At 73.8% G+C, this 17,256-nt stretch carries 14 protein-coding genes; 8 read left to right on the forward strand and 6 right to left on the reverse strand.

Annotated elements, in window-relative coordinates:
* Positions 1–11 precede the first annotated feature (11 nt).
* Positions 12–3,971 carry a type VII secretion protein EccCa gene (gene eccCa / locus EIY87_RS35000; protein WP_125314172.1) on the reverse strand — a complete coding sequence of 1,320 codons (3,960 nt, stop codon included), beginning with the start codon at positions 3,969–3,971 and terminating at the stop codon, positions 12–14.
* A 129-nt stretch (positions 3,972–4,100) separates the two neighbouring features.
* Between eccCa and EIY87_RS35005 the strand changes: the two genes are divergently transcribed.
* Both EIY87_RS35005 and EIY87_RS35010 read left to right on the forward strand, forming a co-directional pair.
* A complete protein-coding gene (locus tag EIY87_RS35005) occupies positions 4,101–4,448 on the forward strand; it encodes a hypothetical protein (protein ID WP_125314173.1) in 348 nt (115 codons plus the stop codon).
* 14 nt (positions 4,449–4,462) lie between these two features.
* A complete protein-coding gene (locus EIY87_RS35010; RefSeq protein ID WP_125314174.1) occupies positions 4,463–4,762 on the forward strand; it encodes a hypothetical protein in 300 nt (99 codons plus the stop codon).
* Between the two features lie 430 nt (positions 4,763–5,192).
* Here EIY87_RS35010 and mycP read toward each other — a convergent pair whose 3' ends face one another.
* The 3 genes from mycP to EIY87_RS35025 are packed head-to-tail and all read right to left on the reverse strand — an operon-like array spanning position 5,193 to position 7,776.
* The gene (gene mycP, locus EIY87_RS35015; RefSeq protein WP_125314175.1) at positions 5,193–6,470 is read right to left on the reverse strand and encodes a type VII secretion-associated serine protease mycosin; all 1,278 of its coding nucleotides are present in this window, start codon (positions 6,468–6,470) and stop codon (positions 5,193–5,195) included.
* A gap of 53 nt (positions 6,471–6,523) precedes the next feature.
* A complete protein-coding gene (locus tag EIY87_RS35020; protein ID WP_125314176.1) occupies positions 6,524–7,447 on the reverse strand; it encodes a DUF6177 family protein in 924 nt (307 codons plus the stop codon).
* On the reverse strand, positions 7,432–7,776 hold the full coding sequence (locus tag EIY87_RS35025) for a hypothetical protein (RefSeq protein ID WP_125314177.1): 345 nt from the start codon (positions 7,774–7,776) through the stop codon (positions 7,432–7,434). The genes EIY87_RS35020 and EIY87_RS35025 overlap by 16 nt, the downstream gene beginning before the upstream one ends.
* A gap of 119 nt (positions 7,777–7,895) precedes the next feature.
* Here EIY87_RS35025 and EIY87_RS35030 point away from each other — a divergent pair, with 119 nt between their 5' ends.
* From EIY87_RS35030 to EIY87_RS35045, 4 genes are read left to right on the forward strand one after another with little or no spacing between them, the layout of a single operon-like run.
* The gene (locus tag EIY87_RS35030) at positions 7,896–8,264 is read left to right on the forward strand and encodes a YbaB/EbfC family nucleoid-associated protein (RefSeq protein ID WP_125314178.1); all 369 of its coding nucleotides are present in this window, start codon (positions 7,896–7,898) and stop codon (positions 8,262–8,264) included.
* Entirely contained in the window at positions 8,261–8,587 is a 327-nt protein-coding gene (locus tag EIY87_RS35035) for a hypothetical protein (RefSeq protein ID WP_125314179.1), read from the forward strand. The genes EIY87_RS35030 and EIY87_RS35035 overlap by 4 nt, the downstream gene beginning before the upstream one ends.
* A complete protein-coding gene (locus tag EIY87_RS47855; RefSeq protein WP_158641420.1) occupies positions 8,584–12,375 on the forward strand; it encodes a WXG100-like domain-containing protein in 3,792 nt (1,263 codons plus the stop codon). Before EIY87_RS35035 ends, EIY87_RS47855 begins: the two co-directional genes overlap by 4 nt.
* On the forward strand, positions 12,372–12,926 hold the full coding sequence (locus EIY87_RS35045) for a hypothetical protein (RefSeq protein WP_125314180.1): 555 nt from the start codon (positions 12,372–12,374) through the stop codon (positions 12,924–12,926). Before EIY87_RS47855 ends, EIY87_RS35045 begins: the two co-directional genes overlap by 4 nt.
* A 13-nt stretch (positions 12,927–12,939) precedes the next feature.
* On the opposite strand, the gene EIY87_RS35050 is transcribed toward EIY87_RS35045, so the two are convergent.
* A complete protein-coding gene (locus tag EIY87_RS35050; RefSeq protein ID WP_125314181.1) occupies positions 12,940–14,190 on the reverse strand; it encodes a sensor histidine kinase in 1,251 nt (416 codons plus the stop codon).
* Positions 14,187–14,852, reverse strand: a complete 666-nt coding sequence (locus EIY87_RS35055) for a response regulator transcription factor (protein ID WP_191984378.1) — start codon at positions 14,850–14,852, stop codon at positions 14,187–14,189. Before EIY87_RS35055 ends, EIY87_RS35050 begins: the two co-directional genes overlap by 4 nt.
* A 33-nt stretch (positions 14,853–14,885) precedes the next feature.
* On the opposite strand from EIY87_RS35055, the gene EIY87_RS35060 reads away from it, so the two are divergent.
* The gene (locus tag EIY87_RS35060) at positions 14,886–15,608 is read left to right on the forward strand and encodes a helix-turn-helix transcriptional regulator (protein ID WP_225440228.1); all 723 of its coding nucleotides are present in this window, start codon (positions 14,886–14,888) and stop codon (positions 15,606–15,608) included.
* A complete protein-coding gene (locus EIY87_RS35065; protein ID WP_125314182.1) occupies positions 15,608–17,254 on the forward strand; it encodes a right-handed parallel beta-helix repeat-containing protein in 1,647 nt (548 codons plus the stop codon). Before EIY87_RS35060 ends, EIY87_RS35065 begins: the two co-directional genes overlap by 1 nt.
* The last annotated feature ends 2 nt before the right edge of the window (positions 17,255–17,256 follow it).

Below are 17,256 nucleotides of genomic sequence, written 5' to 3' on the forward strand. Positions count from 1 at the left end.
CACTCCTGATCTCACGTCGTCGGGGGGTGCCAGGCGAGCTGGACGAGGCCCTTGCCGCCGCGGCGGTCGACCAGCCAGCCGCGGCCGGGCGGGAGCACCTGGGCGCGCATGCCGCCCAGCAGCGGGCCCTCGTCGCGGTCGCCGGACATCATCAGGCCCGGCGTGCCGACTTCGCGGAGCCGGCCGAGGAACGGCTCGAACAGCCCGCGCCCGGCGCCGCCGGTCCGGCGGGCCAGCACCACGTGCAGGCCGATGTCCGAGGCCTGCGCGACCAGCGGCAGCAACGCCATCAGCGGGTGGTCCCGGTGCGTGGCCACCATGTCGTAGTCGTCGACCAGCACGAAGATCTCCGGGCCCTGCCACCAGTTCCGGGCCCGCAGCTGCTCGGGCGTGACGTCCGGGCCGGGCAGCCGCTTGGTCAGCGCCTCGGCCGTTTCGGCGAGCAGGCCGCCGCTGTGCTCGTCGTTGACGCCGAAGCCGAGCAGGTACTCGTCGGCGACTTCGCCGAGCAGGCCGCGGCGGTGGTCGACCACGATGATCCGGGCTTCGCCGGGCCGGTACGCGCCCTGGATCCGCTTGGCCAGCGCGCGCAGGAACGCCGTCTTGCCGCTCTGGGCGTCGGCCAGCAGGAAGAAGTGCGGGTCGGCGGCGAAGTCCAGGCGCAGCGGGGAAAGGTCGTGCTCGTGGATGCCGACGGCGAGCCCGGCGTCCTCGCCGGTCAGCTCGTCTTCGGCGGGCAGGTCGGCGTAGGGCAGCTGCGTCGGCAGCAGCCGGACCGGAGGTGCCGGCCTGCCGGGCCACGCCGTCCTGACCGCCTCGACGAGCGCGTCCGTCCCTTCGGCCAGGTCGCTGGCCGACGACACCCCGTCGACGCGGGGGAGGGCCACCAGCATCTGGTGCCCGGTCGGCGAAACCCCGCTGCCGGGCGCGTCGGCGGGCACGCTCATCGCGGCCCGCCGGTCGATGATCGAGTCGATCGGGTCGCCGATCTTCAGCTCCAGCCTGCTGGCGAACAGGTCCCGGATGTTCATCCGCAGGTCGAACGCGCGGGCGCAGCTCGCCACGACGTGGACGCCGTAGGACAGGCCGCGGGCGGTGAGGTCGCCGACCGCCTCCTCGAGCTCGGCGAAGTCGGTGCGCAGGGTCTGCCAGCCGTCGATCACGAGGAAGACGTCGCCGTGCGGCAGCTCGGCGAACCGGCCCTCCGCGCGCAGCCTGCGGTAGGTGGCGATGCCGTCGATCCGGTGCTCGGCGAAGAGGCGTTCCCGCCGGGCCAGCACGTCCGCGACCTCGGCGACCGTCCGCCGCACGGCTCCGGCGTCCAGGCGGCCCGACACGCCCGAGACGTGCGGCAGCCCGGCGAGCGACGCGAGCGTGCCGCCGCCGAAGTCCAGGCAGTAGAACTGCGCTTCGCGCGGGGTGTGGGTGAGCGCGAGGCTCGTGATCAGCGTGCGCAGCGCCGTGCTCTTGCCCGCCTGCGGCGCCCCGAGCACCAGCACGTGCCCGGCGGCGCCGGAGAGGTCGAGGACGAGCGGGTCCCGCCGCTGCTCGAACGGCCGGTCCACGATCCCCAGCACCGGCCGCAACGCCCCGGGCGCGCCGGCGGTCAGCCCGCGCTGCCGGTCGACGGCCAGTGCGGGGAGCAGCCGGTCCAGGGTGGGGGACTCGGCCAGCGGGGGCAGCCACACCTGGTGCGCGGGCGTGCCCTGGCCGGTCAGCCGGTCGACCAGGATGTCCAGCAGGGTTTCGCCGGTGGCCGGCTCGTCGGCGGGTTCGGGCTCGGCCTCGCCGGTGTCGAGCTCGCCGGCGACGTAGGCGGTCGTATACTCCCGCAGCGTCAGCTGGTCCGCGGCCGTCACGGGCCGCGCGCCGCCGGTCGCGGCCCGCTGGTGGACGCCGGAAACGTAGGCGGAGCGGAACCGGTCGAGCTGGTCGGTGCCGACCTTCAGGAACCCGTGCCCCGGCGCGCGCGGCAGCCGGAACGCCTCCGGGTGGCCGAGCACCGCGCGGCTTTCCATCTCGGAGAACGTGCGCAGCCCGACCCGGTAGGACAGGTGGCTTTCCAGCCCGCGCAGCCTGCCCTCGTCGAGCCGCTGCGAGGCGAGCAGCAGGTGCACGCCGAGCGAGCGCCCGACGCGTCCTATTTGGACGAACATGTCGATGAAGTCGGGCTTGGCCGAGAGCAGCTCGGAAAACTCGTCGCAGATCACCAGCAGCGTCGGCACTTCGGGCAGCGGGGCACCGGCGACGCGGGCTTTTTCGTAGTCCCGCAGGGAAGCGAAGTTCCCCGCCGCGCGCAGCAGCTCCTGACGGCGGATGAGCTCGCCGTTGATCGCGTCGGTCATCCGGTCGACCAGGTGCAGCTCGTCGGCCAGGTTCGTGATCACGGCGCTGGTGTGCGGCAGCGCGTCCAGCCGGGCGAAGGTCGCGCCGCCCTTGAAGTCGACCAGCGCGAAGTTCAGCGAATTCGGCGGGTGCGTGACCGCCAGCGCCAGCACGAGGGTGCGCAGCAGCTCCGACTTGCCGGACCCGGTGGCGCCGATCAGCAGGCCGTGCGGGCCCATGCCGTCCTGGGCGGACTCCTTGAGGTCGAGCTCGATCGGCGTCCCGTCGGCCTGGATGCCGAACTGGACGCGCAGCCGGTCGCGGTTCGGCCGGGGCACCCAGGTGTCGGCCGGGTCGAACGCGTACGGGTCGCCGAGCCCCAGCAGCTCGGCCAAGCCCAGCTCGGCCGTCATCGGCGCGTCGCCGCCCCGGCCCACGGTCAGGCGCAGCGGCGCGAGCTGCCGGGCGAGCCCCTCGGCCGCGCGCGGGCCCAGCGCGTCCGCGCGGCCGAGCGGGGCCTCGCCGTCGATCGTCTCGCTGACCAGGTCGCCGCCGGCGTCCACCGCCAGCACCACGGTGGTCCGGTCCAGCGCCCGCGGTGGCCTGGTCGTCAGGTCCACGACGGTGACGCCTTCGACGCCGCCACCGGTCATCAGGTGGTCGGAGCCGGCGACCGAACCGCCGTCGAGGACGACGACCAGGTGCGGGCCGGGCACCCGACCGTCGGACTCGGGGTCGAAGCGGGGCCGTTTGGCCAGTTCCTCTTCGAGCACCGACTCCAGCGCGGGGATCGTGGGCGCCACCAGGCGAAGCGGGCCGAGTGCGTCGGCGCGCTCGGGGTGCAGCGCGTGCGGCAGCCACTTGACCCACTCCCAGTCGCCGCGGCGGTCGTCGGCGAGGCAGACGGCGATCCGCAGGTCGTCCGGCGACTGCAGGGTGGCGAGCTGGGCCAGCAGCGCGCGCAGCAGGCCGAGCGCGGCCTCGCGGTCGCCGCGCAGGTGGATCCGGCTGAACCCGGTGACGGCGATGGCGAGCGGCAGCCGGTCGACGGTGCCGTAGGTGGTGATGAACCGGCGCAACGCCAGCGCGGACAGCGGTTCCAGCTCTTCGAGCGGCTTGGTGTCCGGCGCGACCAGCGTCGTCGCCGGGCCCTGCGGCCCGTGGCCGATGCGGGCGACACCGAAGTCCGCGTCGTCCTTGCGCCGTTCCCACAGCCGGTAGCTCGCGGCCAGCGACCACAGCGACGCCGGGTCCGGGTGCAGGTACTCCATCGCCTCGCGCTGGCGGCGCACCGAACGGCGCAGCCGCAACCGGTGCTGGGCGAGGTGCCGCAGGTACTTGCGGCGCGCGTACCCCATCTCCCGCCGGCTCGGGCCGCCGCCCTGCAGGAGCCCCATCACGACCATGCCGAGCATGCCGACGCCCATCAGCCCGAAGACGGCGTAGCGCACGGCCCCGCCGGCCGAACCGGAGAACATCAGCATCATCGCGCCGGTCGTGCCCACCATCGGCAGCACCATCAGCAGCTGCGCCCACTGCCGCGCGGGCGGCGCCGGGAGCTCCGGCGGTGCCTGGAGGATCAGCTCACCGGAGGGCAGCTCCGGCGAGGGCCGTCGGGCCGGTCGCTTGACCACGATTGTCGCCACCCCACGAGCGTCCCCGCCCGGCGGCGTCCGGTGGGCGCGATGACCGGAACAAGACGCGGGCGGCGTCGAAGCCCCCTTCCCGACCTAGCCTGGCCGGGACAGGCGCAATCCAACCGGAGGGAAACCGCGATGTTCGGTTCGACAGGGGGAATCGACGGCGACGTCGACGCGATGCTGCGGCAGGCGAAGACGTCGTCGGAGACCGCCACCAATCTGCAGAACAGCTCCCAGCACGTGACGAGCGCCGGCGTCGACCTGCGGTCCGCGAGCAGCGGCCGCTGGGCCGACGGGTTCGCCGACGCCGACCAGGGCCGCCAGACGGTCGTCGACCACCACCTGGCCCCGAAGTACGTGGCGGCCTCCGACGCGATGCACCGCGGCGCCGGCGGCTACCAGGACGCCGACGACGCGGCCAACCAGGAAGCCAATCGCGTGAGCTACCAGGCCGGCGGCTTCGGCATCTCGGCGCAGATCTGACGAAGGGAACCGCCATGACCTCCCGCATCACCGGAAACAGCGACGCGATCCACGGCACGGCGCAGACCGTGGCCCAGGGCGCGCAGCAGAGCCGCGAACACACCGACGACCACCACCACGGCGCGGGCTTCCTCTACGAGAACGAACTGACCGACGCGTTCGGTTCGAGCTACTACGAGGTGGTGGGCAACGTCCAGGCGAAGGCGAACGAAGCCTGGGAGCAGCAGAACGCGCAGAGCCAGGGCCTCGTCCGGGCCGACGACCACCTGATGAGCGCGGTGCGTGCCGCCGAGCAGGCGATCCGCGGCATCTGAGGTTCGGGACGCGAGCGGCCCCGGAAGGTTCGGCTTCCGGGGCCGCTTTCGCGTGCTGTTTCCCGACGATTTGCCCGGGCCGGACGTCGTGAACGACCCTTTCATGACGTCTGGCCGATCCGCCCGTCCGCGATGTCATGAAAGAGTCGTTCACCTCGTCCGACGACATGAACGACCCTTTCATGTCGTCCGGCGACAGGGCTCCGGCCGTGGCGAGTGGCGCCGGGGGCCCGGTGGTGTCTTGAATGAGTCATTCAGGACCCCCGAAGACCTGAATGAGTCATTCAAGACGTCGGCGAAGCCGCCGCCGGGCAAACCGCCGCGACTGTGCCGGGACCCTGTCGCCAGACGCCATGAACGACCCTTTCATGTCGTCCGGCGAGGTGAACGACTCGTTCATGTCGTTGCGAGGGCGGCGGCTTCGCGTGCGTCAGACCAGAAACACCTGTTCCGGTGGCTCGGCGGCCGCAGGCTCGACGGGTACCGGCGCCGCCCAGCCCGGCCGCCAGCGCCGCCGCCTGCCCCGGGGCACGACCACCGCGACCAGCCCGGCCACCACGACCGCACCGCCCACGCCGACGGCCAGCCACTTCGCCGTGGCCGCCGTGTCCCGCTCCCGCTCCGCCTGCGCCAGCCGGGCCCGATCGGGCGGCTGGGGCACGAAAGCAGGCAGCAGCGCGGGTTTCGCCGGGTCCAGCCCGTCGGTCACCGCGCGGTACGGATCGACGATGCCGGCCCCGAACGCGTGGCTGCCGCGGCCGCCGCGGGCCGGGGTCGCGGTCGCCAGGAGCCGCTGGGTCACCTGGGCCGCGCTCAGCTCCGGCCACGCCGAGCGCACCAGCGCCGCGGTTCCGGAGACGAAGGGCGCGGCGAAGCTCGTACCGTCCACATAGGCGTGCCCGCCCGCCCGCGTCGTGGTCAGCACCTTCGCGCCCGGGGCCACGATGTCGACGTACGGGCCGATCTGCGAGCCGGCCAGCCGGGCCCCGTCGATGTCGACGGCGCCGACGCCGAGCACCCCGGGGTAGGCGGCCGGGTACGACGGCAGTTCGCCGCTCGTGTCCTTCTGCGCGTTGCCCGCCGCCGCCACGACGAGCGCGTCGCGCGCCACCGCGTACGTCACCGCGTCGCGGATCACCGGGAAGTCGTCGTGGCCGGCCAGTGACAGGTTGATCACCTTCGCGCCCTGGTCCGCGGCGTAGCGGATGCCGTTCGCGACGACCTGCGGGTCGATCCGCAGCGACTCGCCCTGGTCGCCGACGTCCCGGTCGCTGATCCGCACCGGCAGGAGCGCCGCGTCGGGCGCCACGCCGTGGAACCCGATGCCCGGCACCGGATCCGCGCCGACGATGCCGGCCACCCCGGTGCCGTGCGACACGCAGTCGAACGCCCCGGGCAGCGCGCCCGCGAGGTAGAAGTCCCGCCCCGGCAGCACTTTTCCCGGCCGGTTCAGCTGCGGGTGGTCAGCGTCCACACCGGAATCGACGACGGCGACCAGCACGCCCGCGCCGCGGCTGTGCGGCCACGCCCGTTCCGGGGAAAGCGTTTGCTGGGCCCACGGCTGGGCCGCCACGGTGGGGTGCGCGGGTTCCGGGTCGTGGCAGGCGCCGGCGGGTGGCGCCGCGTGGGCCGGCGGCGCGACGAGGAGGGGCAGCGCGGCCGCGGCCAGCACGGCGGCGAGTCGTCTGGGTCGAGTCACGTCCGCCATCGTCCGCCGGGAGCCGCCGCGCCAGGCCGTCGTGGCGACAACAGGACATCCGCTCAGTCCTCCCCGAAGTGGTGCAGGAGCGCGGCGAACTGCTCGTACGGCGGGGCGGGGTCGCCGTCGAAGCGGCACCAAACGGCGGTGTGCGGTCCGGAGCCGAGGAGCTGCACCCACGCGGCCGGCGCGCGGTGGGCGTGCGCGACGCCGTTCTTCGCCACCAGCTCGGGTCCGAAGAGGACACCGTAGGGCAACGCGGCCGCCACGCCGGGGGAGCGCAGCCCCGCCCGCCGCCCCGGGTGCGCGCCGACGACGACCAGCCGGGCCGTGCGGGCGGCTTCGGCGGCCAGCGCTTCGATACCGGCCCGCGCCACGGTGCCGGCCGCGGGTCCGCTCAGCTCGACGTCTTCGACCACCGCACCGTCCACTTGCGACACCCGGAGCCGTCCGATGACGCCGTCTCCGGCCACGACCACGTTCACCGGACGGGGAGCGCGCTGCCGGAAGTGGTCCGCGAGGTCGTCGGTGGACCAGGGCTGCGTGACCGGCTCGGCGACACCCCAGCCGAGGGGTGGGCTACCGGTGAGCGCCCGCATCGCCGTCTCGACGCTCGCCCCGGCCCGGGGCGGGTCCGCGGTGACGATGCGCACTTCCAGATCACCGGATCCGGGGACCGGCGCCGGGCTGTCCGGAGCGTCGCCGTCGCGGACGAACCGGAGCCCGTTCCACGCCAGGGGAAAGCCCCGGAAGCCGTCGCGGTCGCCCGCGACCCAGTCGCCGAGGCCGTCGCGCAGCAGCAGCTCCAGCGGGAAGGTGAGGCGGCTGTCCGCTGGGGTGCGCACCTGCAGCGCCCGCCCGCCGCGCGCGGCCGCTTTGGCCGCGTCGACCAGCCACGTCGTGGCGGGCACGACGGCGCGGTGCTGCTCGACGACGACGGCCTCCGCCGTGATGCGGTCGGCGGCGGGGATCACCGGCTCGACCACGCCCGGCCCCCGGTCGCGACGGCCAGCGCCCCGGCGAACGTCCTGGCGACCGCTTCGGCTTCGGCGTCTTCGTCCGGAGCTCGGCCTTCGACCCACCACACCGGCGGCGGGACGTCGAGCCCGAGCAGCCGGCCCACCTCGCCGGGAACGTCCACGAGCCGGGCACCTTCGACCGTCAGCAGTGCCCGCCCGTCGGCGTGCCGGACACCGATCAGCCGCCGGTCCGCGTCGAAGTCCACAAAGGATCGTTCGCCCGCCGTCAGCAGCGCCGCGACGACGGCTTCGGGGCCGGGTTCGCGCCGGCACAGCGCGACGACGTCGAAGGTCATGCCCGCCATCGTCGCGTCCGGCGGGCCGCGGAACACCCGCGTGGCAAGAACAAGCCACCCGGCCGCGCGGGACGCCGTGCGCCGCGACACTGGGCCGGAGACGACCCCCGGAGGTGGCCGTGGATTCCCCGTTCCCGTTCGACTTGCGCGCCGACCACGCGCGCCTGGCCGGCGACATCCGGTCGACGCAGCAGCGCATGGCCGAGATCCGCGCCGCCGCCGAGTCCGACGACGGGCTGATCGGGGTCACCGTCGGCGGTGCGGGCGAGCTCCTCGAGCTGCGGCTGGACCCGCGCATCTATCGCAGGACCGATGCGGCCGCGCTCGCGCGGGACATCACCGCCACCGTGCACCGGGCCGTCGAACTCGCCGAGGAGGAGGGGCTCGCCATCGTCGCGAGTCTGCTGCCGCCGGACGCCACGCCCGCGTCGACCGATCTGCGCTTCGACCCGCTGCTGCACGAACTCGACCGCCGGAGCGCCCGGTGACCGGGATCGACCACGACGGCGACGGCCGCATCGACATGGACCCGGACGAGACCGCCGCCCGGCTGGCCCGCCTGCGCGATGCCGGCACGGCGCTCGACGCGGCGTGGCCGGGGTGCCGCGACCGGATCGAGGTCCCCGGGCGGCTGGGTGGCGGCCCGCTGGGGCAGGCGTTCACGAAGGTCTACAGTGGACCGAAGCAGGCGATCGGCGACGCGATGGCCCAGCTGACCGGCGCCTACCAGACGTTGGCGGGCAACGGCGACCAGGCGGTGCGCGGCTACCAAGCCGCGGATGGCGCGGCCGCCGCCGAATTCCCGCGGTGACGGACCTCCTCGAACCGGACGGCGATCTGTGGCGCTGGGTCGTCTTGAACGGCGGCCGGCCGAAGGACTCGCTGTGGCCGCCGGACAGCGAGACCGACGCCCACAACCTCGCCCAGGCGTGGACCGACGCGGCGAAGGCGCTGCGCGACGCCGTCCAGCACGCCGACCAGGCCGCGGCCGACCTGCGGACGACGTGGACGGACGCGGCCGGGTTCGAGATGTACTACGCCGTCCACTCGCTCAACCACGGCGGCACCGGCGAATCGGGCCTCGCCGACCTCGCCACCGCGATGGACGGCCTCGCGGCGCTGAGCCAGGACTATGCGAACAAGGTCAGCAGCGCGAAGTTCCTGATCCGGGCGTACATCGCGCAGAACGAGTCCCTCTTCGCGCGCTGCACCAGTCTGGCGGCGCAGCTGGTGTTCGTGATCAACGTGGCCGGGCAGGTCGCGAAGATCCAGACGGACCTGGCCGACAAGTTCGGCAAGCCCCCGGAACCGGAGAAACCGAAGAAGCCGCACGGCTTCTGGGGGAACGTCGGCGAGTTCTTCGCGGGCATCGGCGAGGGCGCCAAGGAGATGGTGGTCGGCTTCGGCGCGCTGGCGGGCTACGCCGACGGCCACTGGTCGTGGTCGACCGCCGGGCAGGCGTGGGGCGGCCTCGGCAAGTTCGCCCTCGCGGCGGCGACGTACAGCGTGCCGGGGATGTCGTCGCTCGACCAGACCTTTGGCCTGCCGGGCTTCGAACGCGGCGAGATGGGCCGCACGCTCGTCGACGCGGGCAAGTCCCTGGTCGCGTGGGACGAGTGGAGCGACGACCCGGCCCGCGCGGGCGGCAAGGCGACGTTCAACATCGTGAGTTCGGTCCTGGGCACGAAGGGCGCGGGCGCGGCGATGCGCGGCGCCGGAGCTGCCGCGGCGGGCAGCCGGGTGGGCGCGGTCGCGGCGGCGGGCCGGGCGGTGGAGGCGACGGGGTCGGCCATCACGAAGATCCCCACGGCGACGGAAGTGGCGGGGAAGGTCGTCCGGAAGATCCCGGGGGTGGAGGGGGCGCTCTCGCGGGTCGGGCTGGGGCGGGGTGGGCCTCATGTCGAGGAGCCGGCGCCGCGGCGGGAGGCGGGGGCGGGGGAGCGGCCGCCGGAGGATCCGCCGGGAGGCCCGCCGCCGGAGAAGGTGCCGAGCCGGCCGTCGGAGCAGGGGTCGCCTGGCGAGCGGCGTCCGGAGCGGCCGGTGGAGCATGGGCCGTCGCGGCCTGCCGAGGGCACGCCGGAGCATGCGCCGTCGCGGCCTGCCGAGCGCGCGCCTTCGGAACGAGCGCCGGAGCACGAGCCGACCCGGCCTACCGAGCGCGCGCCTTCGGAGCGCGCGCCGGACCGGCCGGCGGAGCACGGGTCGACGCGGCCTGCTGAGCACGTGTCTTCGGAGCGAGCGCCGGAGCCCGCGCCGCGACCGGGTTCCGTCGGCGAGGCACTGGGCGGGGAACGGCCGCACACCGGGGTGGAGCCGGGCCGTGGCGAGGCACCGGCTTCCGGGACGGGCGAGCACTCACGGCATCAGGAGGCCGAGCACGCCGGAACCCCGGCGCCCGACACCGTGCCATGGCGCGACGCCAAGGCCGTGCTGGACCCGAGCACCCACCAGGCCCACCTGACGGGTGCGCTCGCCCCGGAACGGGAAACGCACGCCACGACCGGCGTGGACCGCGACCACTTCCTGGAACAGGAGCGCTGGGCGGCGGCGGCCGCTTCACCCGAGCCGAAAACGTTGCCGCAGAAGGTGGCCTTCGCGTTCCTCCAGGGCATCGGGCTGACCCACACCGGCCTCGACATGGCGGCAGGCCACCGCTTCACCCCCACCGGCGGACCGGCCGACGTGCCCCCGCCCAAGGACCACAAGCCGAAGAAGCACGAGGAGGCCCCAGCCGAGCCGGCCCCGGAGTCCACTCCGGACCCGCTGAAACCGGGCGACCCGGGTCTGCCGCCGAAATTCGGCGAGAACGCCGTCGCCCAGGTCGATCTCGAAGCGATGAAGGTCGACCGCATCGACCCGCCAACCCACCCGGAGCCGATTCCGGCCGGCGCGCCCCCGCGCCCGAGCGGCGACATCGACAAGGCAATCAACCCGGCCGCCACCCACGAGCCCGGCCCGCACCTTGACGACCCGCCGCGCCCGACCGCCATTCGCGAGCACGGTGGTCACCCCGATGACCCGCCGAATCACGCGCGCGGCCCTCACCCCGACGATCCGCCGCCGGACTCTGTCCGCGAGCGCGGCCGTCACGCCGGCGATCCGCCCCCGAACCCCGCTCACGAGCGTGGCCGTCACGGCGACGACCCGCCTCCGGACCCCGCCCACGAGCGTGGCCCTCACTCCGACGACCCGCCCCCGGACCCCGGCCACGGCGAGCACGAGCACGGCCCCCACCCCGACGACCCACCACCCCCCGACACCGTCAACGCCCGCCACGCCGAAACCACCCCCTCCGGCAGCTCCTACCACGCCGCCGACCCCGGCCTGGGCGACCTGCCCCACCGCGTCCCGCCCGACCCGCACGGCCGCCACACCGTCGACGTCCACGTCACCCCGGACGGCCGCGCCCGCGTCGGCGACCACCACTACACCCCCAAGGAGTTCGCCGGCCTCCTACGCCGCAACGCCGACTACGACGGCGGCCCGATCCGCCTGATCGGCTGCGACGCGAGCTCCAACGCGTTCGCCCACGGCCTGGCCCGCGAACTCGACACCGAAGTGCTGGCCCCGACGAAAGCCGCCTGGACCGACTCCCGCGGCCGGGTCTTCTCCTCCGACTTCGAGGTCGGCCCGGACGGCCGCCTGCGGCCCCGGATCCCGCCCGACGGCGAGTGGCACACCCACCACCCGGACGGCTCCACCCACCGCGCCGGCGACGACGGCTTCGCGCCGGACACCCACCACGGCGACCCGCACGACGTCGACGTGGACAGCGCGCGTCACCGCGGGCAGCGGCCGTACGACCCGGCCGAGCGGGAGCAGGACATGCGGGATCTGCGTCGGGAGAACCGGGATCTGCGCGAGGAAGGTCTCGACTCGGTCCGGCACCACGACGGCCGGAACGTCAACCCGACCACGGACGACCTGCGCCGGCCGCACGACCGCGCGCTGACCACCTCCAGGTACCGCAGCCTCGAGGGCGAGGCGGAGAGCATCCACAGCTTCAGCGGGAAGACCCACGACTGGGCGCCGGCGAGCGAAGGCCCGAGCTACCCGAAGCACGAGCGCCTCTTCGAAACGAAGGAAGCTGGTGCCTACCGGCCGGAGCTCGGCCGACCGGATCCCGAGGTCAAGTTCGGCCGGACGCACGACTCCGAACCCAAGCTCATGGAAGAGCTGGTCCGCCGTGACTTCGCCGAGCGGTCCGGGCTGCCCCGGGGTGAGGTCGACGAGATCGTCAGGAAGCAGATCGAGAAGCTGCGGCGGGAAGAAGCGACCGGGTCCCGGGCCTACGACAACGGCCTCAAGGGGGAGACCGCTCGCGCGCGGGACCGGATGGACGGCGCGCTCGACGAAATCAACCGACGTGGAGCCGAGCGGGCGAGTGAGCGCGGCGAAACCTACGAACCGATCACGCGCGAGGGCATGGACGGCGATCTGCGCATGGTCGTGGACCTGCCTTCGGCCAAACGCGACAACATCCCGGTGGACTACCAGATTTGCGATTCGTGTCAGGATGTCATCATGCAGTTCGAGAAACTTTTCCCGAACGTGCGCGTCGAAGTCGTCAACATCAAGGGTGAGGAGCTGATCTGGTGACCGTGCCGAACGCCGGTGCCGCGGAACGGATCCGCGAAATCTTCGCCACGGCGGTGTCGGACGGGCTCCGCGCGGATTCGGTGCGTGGTGCGTCCGACGGCGAAATCGACGCTTGGGCCACCGGGCAGGGCTCGCGCACCGTTCCGGAGGCTGTTCGCGAAGTCTTCCGGCTGCTCGGCAACGACCACGGCCTGTGGCTGGCCGGGAGTTCGCTCGGGGTCCACGCGGTGGGGCGTGACGCGAAGAACCACCTGCTGGCCACCCTGCCGGCCCTCGATGACCCGTTGGCAGATCCCGAAGGCGCGCTCGTGCTGGTCGAGCACCAGTCCTACACCTTCCACGTCGTCGACGGTGCGGAAATCGAGCTGCCGGACCCGCCTGTCTGGCTCATCACCGAAGGCGAAGAAGCGGCAAAACAGTGGGACAGCGTTTCTTTCTGGTTCCGCACCATCACGCCGGACATCGCCCGCTACCGGGAACGGCTGGAAGTGATGCGGGAACTCGGCCGCCGCCGGATCCCGGATTGGGCGCAGTACATCGAACCCCGTTGAGCGGCCGTCGCGGTCAGGAGGTGCTCAGCGGGAACCGCAGTTCGAAGATCGCGCCGCCCTCGTCGGCGTTGTAGACCGACAGCGTTCCGCCGTGGGCCTCCGCCACCCAGCGCACGATCGACAGGCCCAGCCCCGATGATCCGCCCGTGCTCGCGAAGCGGTCGAACGCGTCCTCGGTCAGCGTCGTGTCGATGCCCGGGCCGTGGTCGGCGACCGTCACCGTGCCGCCCGCCACCATCACGTGCACGATCGCCGGGGCGCCCGGCTGGCGGCCGTACCGCAGGGCGTTGTTCAGCAGGTTTCCGACGGCTCGCTGGACCAGCGCCGGGTCGGCGTTCACCTTCGTCGGGGCCGTTGTCACCGTGACCTGGGCGCCGTCCGGTTCGGTGTCCTCGACCACGCCCGCCACGAGCTGGTCGAGCCACACCGGCTGGATGCTCAGCTGCTCGACACCGGCCGCGAGGCGGGCGCGGACCAGGAGGTCGTCGATGATGCCGCCCATGCGCGCCGCGAGGCGGACCGTGCGGGGCAGCAGGTCCGTGCGCTGGGCCGGGTCGAGCATCGCCGTCTCGGCCAGCGCGCGCAGTGCCGCCACCGGGGTGCGCAGGTCGTGCGCGGTCTCGGCGAGGAGGACTTCCTGCTGCTGCAACGCCGACGCCGCCGGGCGGATCGAGCGGCCGGACAGCACGTGCGCCGCGAACCCGAGCGCCGTGACCAGCAGCGCGCAGCTGCCGATCACCAGCAGCATGTAACGCGTGTGCTCGGCCGACACCGCCGCCGTGTCCTCGACCGCGATCACCGCGGCGAAGGGCTTGCCCGTCCGGCTGAGCAGCGGCTCCGCGCGGACCTGGACCAGCTCACCGCCCGAGCCGCGCTGGTAGCCCGTCACCACCGTGCCGCCGCGCACCGCGTCGGTGGCCAGCCCGTCGAGCACCTGGGCGTCGACCGGCACGCACGTCCGCCGCGACAGGTGCGGCTGGAACCCGGCCGCGCCGCCGGGCAGGATCGCGAACTGCGGGCACTGCTCGTTCAGCACGTCGGTGTTGACCAGGGAGAGGTCGATCGCGGCGTCGTAGCCGACCAGCCTGCTCACCGACGACGTGACGCGCAGCAGGTCGGCGTTGATCCGCTCGGTGCCCTGGTCGGCGTCTTCGCTGATCATGAACCAGGCGAACGCGATCAGGCCGAGGGCGTTGACCGCGGTGAACAGCGCCGTCAGCGCCCAGCGCAGCCGCCGGAGCCGTTCGGCCGACGAGCCGTTCACCCGGCACCGAGCCGGTAACCCAGGCCGCGCACGGCGTGGATCAGCTCCGGTTCCCGCAGCTTGCGGCGCAACCGCCGGATCGTCACGTCGACCACGTTGGACATCGGGTCGGTCGTGCTGTCCCAGCAGTGCTCCAGCAGGTCGGCCCGCTGCACCGGGTCGCCGCCGCGGACCAGGAGGTACTCCAGCACCGCGTACTCCTTGTTCGACAACGTGAGCAGGACGCCGGCCCGGCGCACCTCGCGGCGCGCGCAGTCCATCACCAGGTCGTCGTGCCGCAGCACGGACGGCCGGTCGAGCCCGGCGCTGCGGCAGAGGTTGAGCACGCGCTCGGTCAGCTCGGCCACGGCGAACGGCTTGACGAGGTAGTCGTCGCCGCCGTGCTCGAAACCGGCGACCCGGTCGGCCAGCGCGTCGCGCGCGGTCAGGAACAGCACCGGCGTCCGCCAGCCTTCGAGGCGCCGCGCGTGGACGTACCCGATCGCGTCGCCGTCGGGCAGCATCCGGTCGAACACGACGCAGTCGTGCCGTCGCGCGCGCAGGGCCTGGTCGGCGGTCGCGAGATCGCCCGCGACCTCGATGTCGAGGCCCGCGGCGCCGAGCCGCGCGGCCACCGCGACCCGCAGGTTTTCGTCGTCCTCGACGACCAGCACGCTTGTCATCGAAACCTCAGGTGCCCGGGGGAGAGTGGCCACATGCCCGAGCACGTTAACGCGTCGGCGGGCGAAGACCAGCGGTTCCGCGGGATCTGGCATGAACCGGCCGCGGCGAAACGAGGGGATGGCGCGATGGACCAGGCAAGCGGGCTCAGTCTCGTCGAGGGGACCGGACCGGACACGGCGGTCGGCGAGGTCCTGATCATGAGTGCCGACATTAGTGCGGCCGCCGTCGGCGAGTTCCGCCGGATCGCGCACGCGAACCTGCGGGCGGGGGTGCCCTGCCGGGCGCTGTTCCCCGATTCGGCCCGGCTTTCGGGCGCCGCGCGGGCCCTGGCACTCGCCGGGGCGCGGGTGCGCACCGACACCGAGGTGCCGATGGAGGCGCTGGTGCTCGACCGCCGGTCGGTCGTGCTGCCCGCTGAGCGGCCTGGTGCCAGCTTGGTGTCGTTCCGGCTGCCCGGGATGGTCACCGCGACGGCCGGGCTGTTCGAGCGGGCCTGGCGGACGGCGGTGCCGCTCGGGCCGTCGGACCTGCCCGAGTCCGGCGAGGACGAGATGCTGACCGCGCGCGAACGGGACCTGCTGGTGCTGCTCTGCTCCGGCAGCACCGACGAGTCGGCGGCGGTCCAGCTGGGCATCTCGGTCCGCACGGTCGGGCGGATGGTCGCCGACATCATGAACCGGCTCGGCGCGCGCAGCCGGTTCCAGGCCGGGGCCAAGGCTGTCGACCGTGGCTGGCTGCTGGCCGAGGCGGGCTGATGACCGGCCGCACCCTGGAGGTCGCGGCGCGCCCCGGCGCGTACGCGACGATCGGCGAAGCGCTGGCCGACGCCGGCGACGACGCCCTGATCACCGTTGCCGCCGGTACCTACCGCGAAGTGTTCGAACTGGCCGGCCGCCGCGTGACGCTGGTGGCCGCGGACGGCGCGGCCGTGGTCGTCGACGGCGGCGGTGCCGACCGGCCGGTCTTCGCCCTCCGCGGCGGATCCTTCGCGCTGCGCGGGATCGAGGTGCGCGCGGGGGACGCGGGCGCGATCTCCGCCGACGACGTCGAGCTCACCGTGCGGCAGTGCGTCTTCGCCGGCGGACGCGGCCCGGCGCTGCGGATCCGGGGGACCGCGGGGTTCGAGGTGACCGGGTGCGCCGTCGCGGGCGGGGAACAGGGCATCGTCGTCGAAGGCGGTTCCGGCACGCTCGCCGACACCACGGTCGAGGACGTCACCGGCGACGGCGTCATCGTCGCGATGGGCGCCGACCCGGTCATCCGCAACTGCGCGGTGACCGGGTGCGGGCTGCGCGGGGTGTACGTCTACCAGTACGCCCGCCCGGTGGTCGAACGCTGCGAGATCGCCCGGACCGGCCGGGAGGGCATCGCGGTGGCGCACCACGGCGCGCCCGAGCTGTCCGGCTGCACGGTCCGCGACGCGCGGGGCGCCGGGATCGCGTTCGCCGCGGGCTGCGGCGGCCGGGTGTCCGGGTGCCGCGTGGAAAACACCGCGGAGCCCGGCATCGTGGTGGCGCCCGGTGCGACGACGACCGTGGCCGCGGCGGCCGACCCGGCCGGCCCCGGCGGCCTCGGCAGCCAGGAGCTGGACGACCTGCTGGCCGAGCTGGACGCGATGGTCGGCCTGCCCGGCGTGAAGGCCGAAGTGCGGGCGCTGGTCGACGAGCTGCAGGTCAACGAGTGGCGCCGCCGGGCCGGGCTGCCGGTCGGCCCGACCGGGCACCACCTCGTGTTCGCCGGCGCGCCCGGCACCGGGAAGACGACGGTCGCGCGGATCTACGGGAAGCTGCTGAAGGCGCTGGGTGTGCTGCCGCGCGGGCAGTTCCGCGAGGTGTCGCGGCGCGACCTCGTCGGCCAGTACATCGGGCACACGGCGGAGAAGACCGCGGTCGTGGTCGAGGAGTCGCTGGGCGGCGTGCTGTTCATCGACGAGGCCTACATGCTGTCGCGCTCGGCGTCGGCGGGTGGCGACTTCGGCCAGGAAGCCATCGACATGCTCGTCAAGCTGATGGAGGACCGCCGCGACGACGTGGCGGTGATCGTGGCCGGCTACACCGCCGAGATGGCCGAGTTCATGTCGGCCAACCCCGGTCTCGCGTCCCGCTTCGGCAAGACGATCGAGTTCGCCGACTACACGCCCGGCGAGCTGCTCGGCATCGTCGGCCGGATGGTCTCGGCGGGGGACTACGAGCTGGACCCGGCCGCGCACCCGGTGCTGACCGACTTCTTCGCGGGCGCGGCCGCCGAACCGAACTTCGGCAACGCGCGGGACGCGCGGCGGCTGTTCGAGGGCATGCGCAAGGCGCAGTCCCAGCGGCTGCGGCGGCTGGGCCGGATCCCGGACGTGCGCGAACTGCGCGAGCTGCTCGCCGACGACGTGGTGGTCGCCGCCGCACGCTAACG

The sequence above is a fragment of the Amycolatopsis eburnea genome (assembly GCF_003937945.1).
Taxonomy (GTDB): domain Bacteria; phylum Actinomycetota; class Actinomycetes; order Mycobacteriales; family Pseudonocardiaceae; genus Amycolatopsis; species Amycolatopsis eburnea.

What these genes read in the sequence shown, in the direction of transcription:
- EIY87_RS35005 (WP_125314173.1), top strand. Translation starts at nt 4,101, where the DNA reads ATGTTCGGTTCGACAGGGGGAATCGACGGCGACGTCGACGCGATGCTG.
- EIY87_RS35010 (WP_125314174.1), top strand. Translation starts at nt 4,463, where the DNA reads ATGACCTCCCGCATCACCGGAAACAGCGACGCGATCCACGGCACGGCG.
- mycP (WP_125314175.1), bottom strand. Translation starts at nt 6,470, where the DNA reads ATGGCGGACGTGACTCGACCCAGACGACTCGCCGCCGTGCTGGCCGCG.
- EIY87_RS35025 (WP_125314177.1), bottom strand. Translation starts at nt 7,776, where the DNA reads ATGACCTTCGACGTCGTCGCGCTGTGCCGGCGCGAACCCGGCCCCGAA.
- EIY87_RS35055 (WP_191984378.1), bottom strand. Translation starts at nt 14,852, where the DNA reads ATGACAAGCGTGCTGGTCGTCGAGGACGACGAAAACCTGCGGGTCGCG.
- EIY87_RS35060 (WP_225440228.1), top strand. Translation starts at nt 14,886, where the DNA reads ATGCCCGAGCACGTTAACGCGTCGGCGGGCGAAGACCAGCGGTTCCGC.
- EIY87_RS35065 (WP_125314182.1), top strand. Translation starts at nt 15,608, where the DNA reads ATGACCGGCCGCACCCTGGAGGTCGCGGCGCGCCCCGGCGCGTACGCG.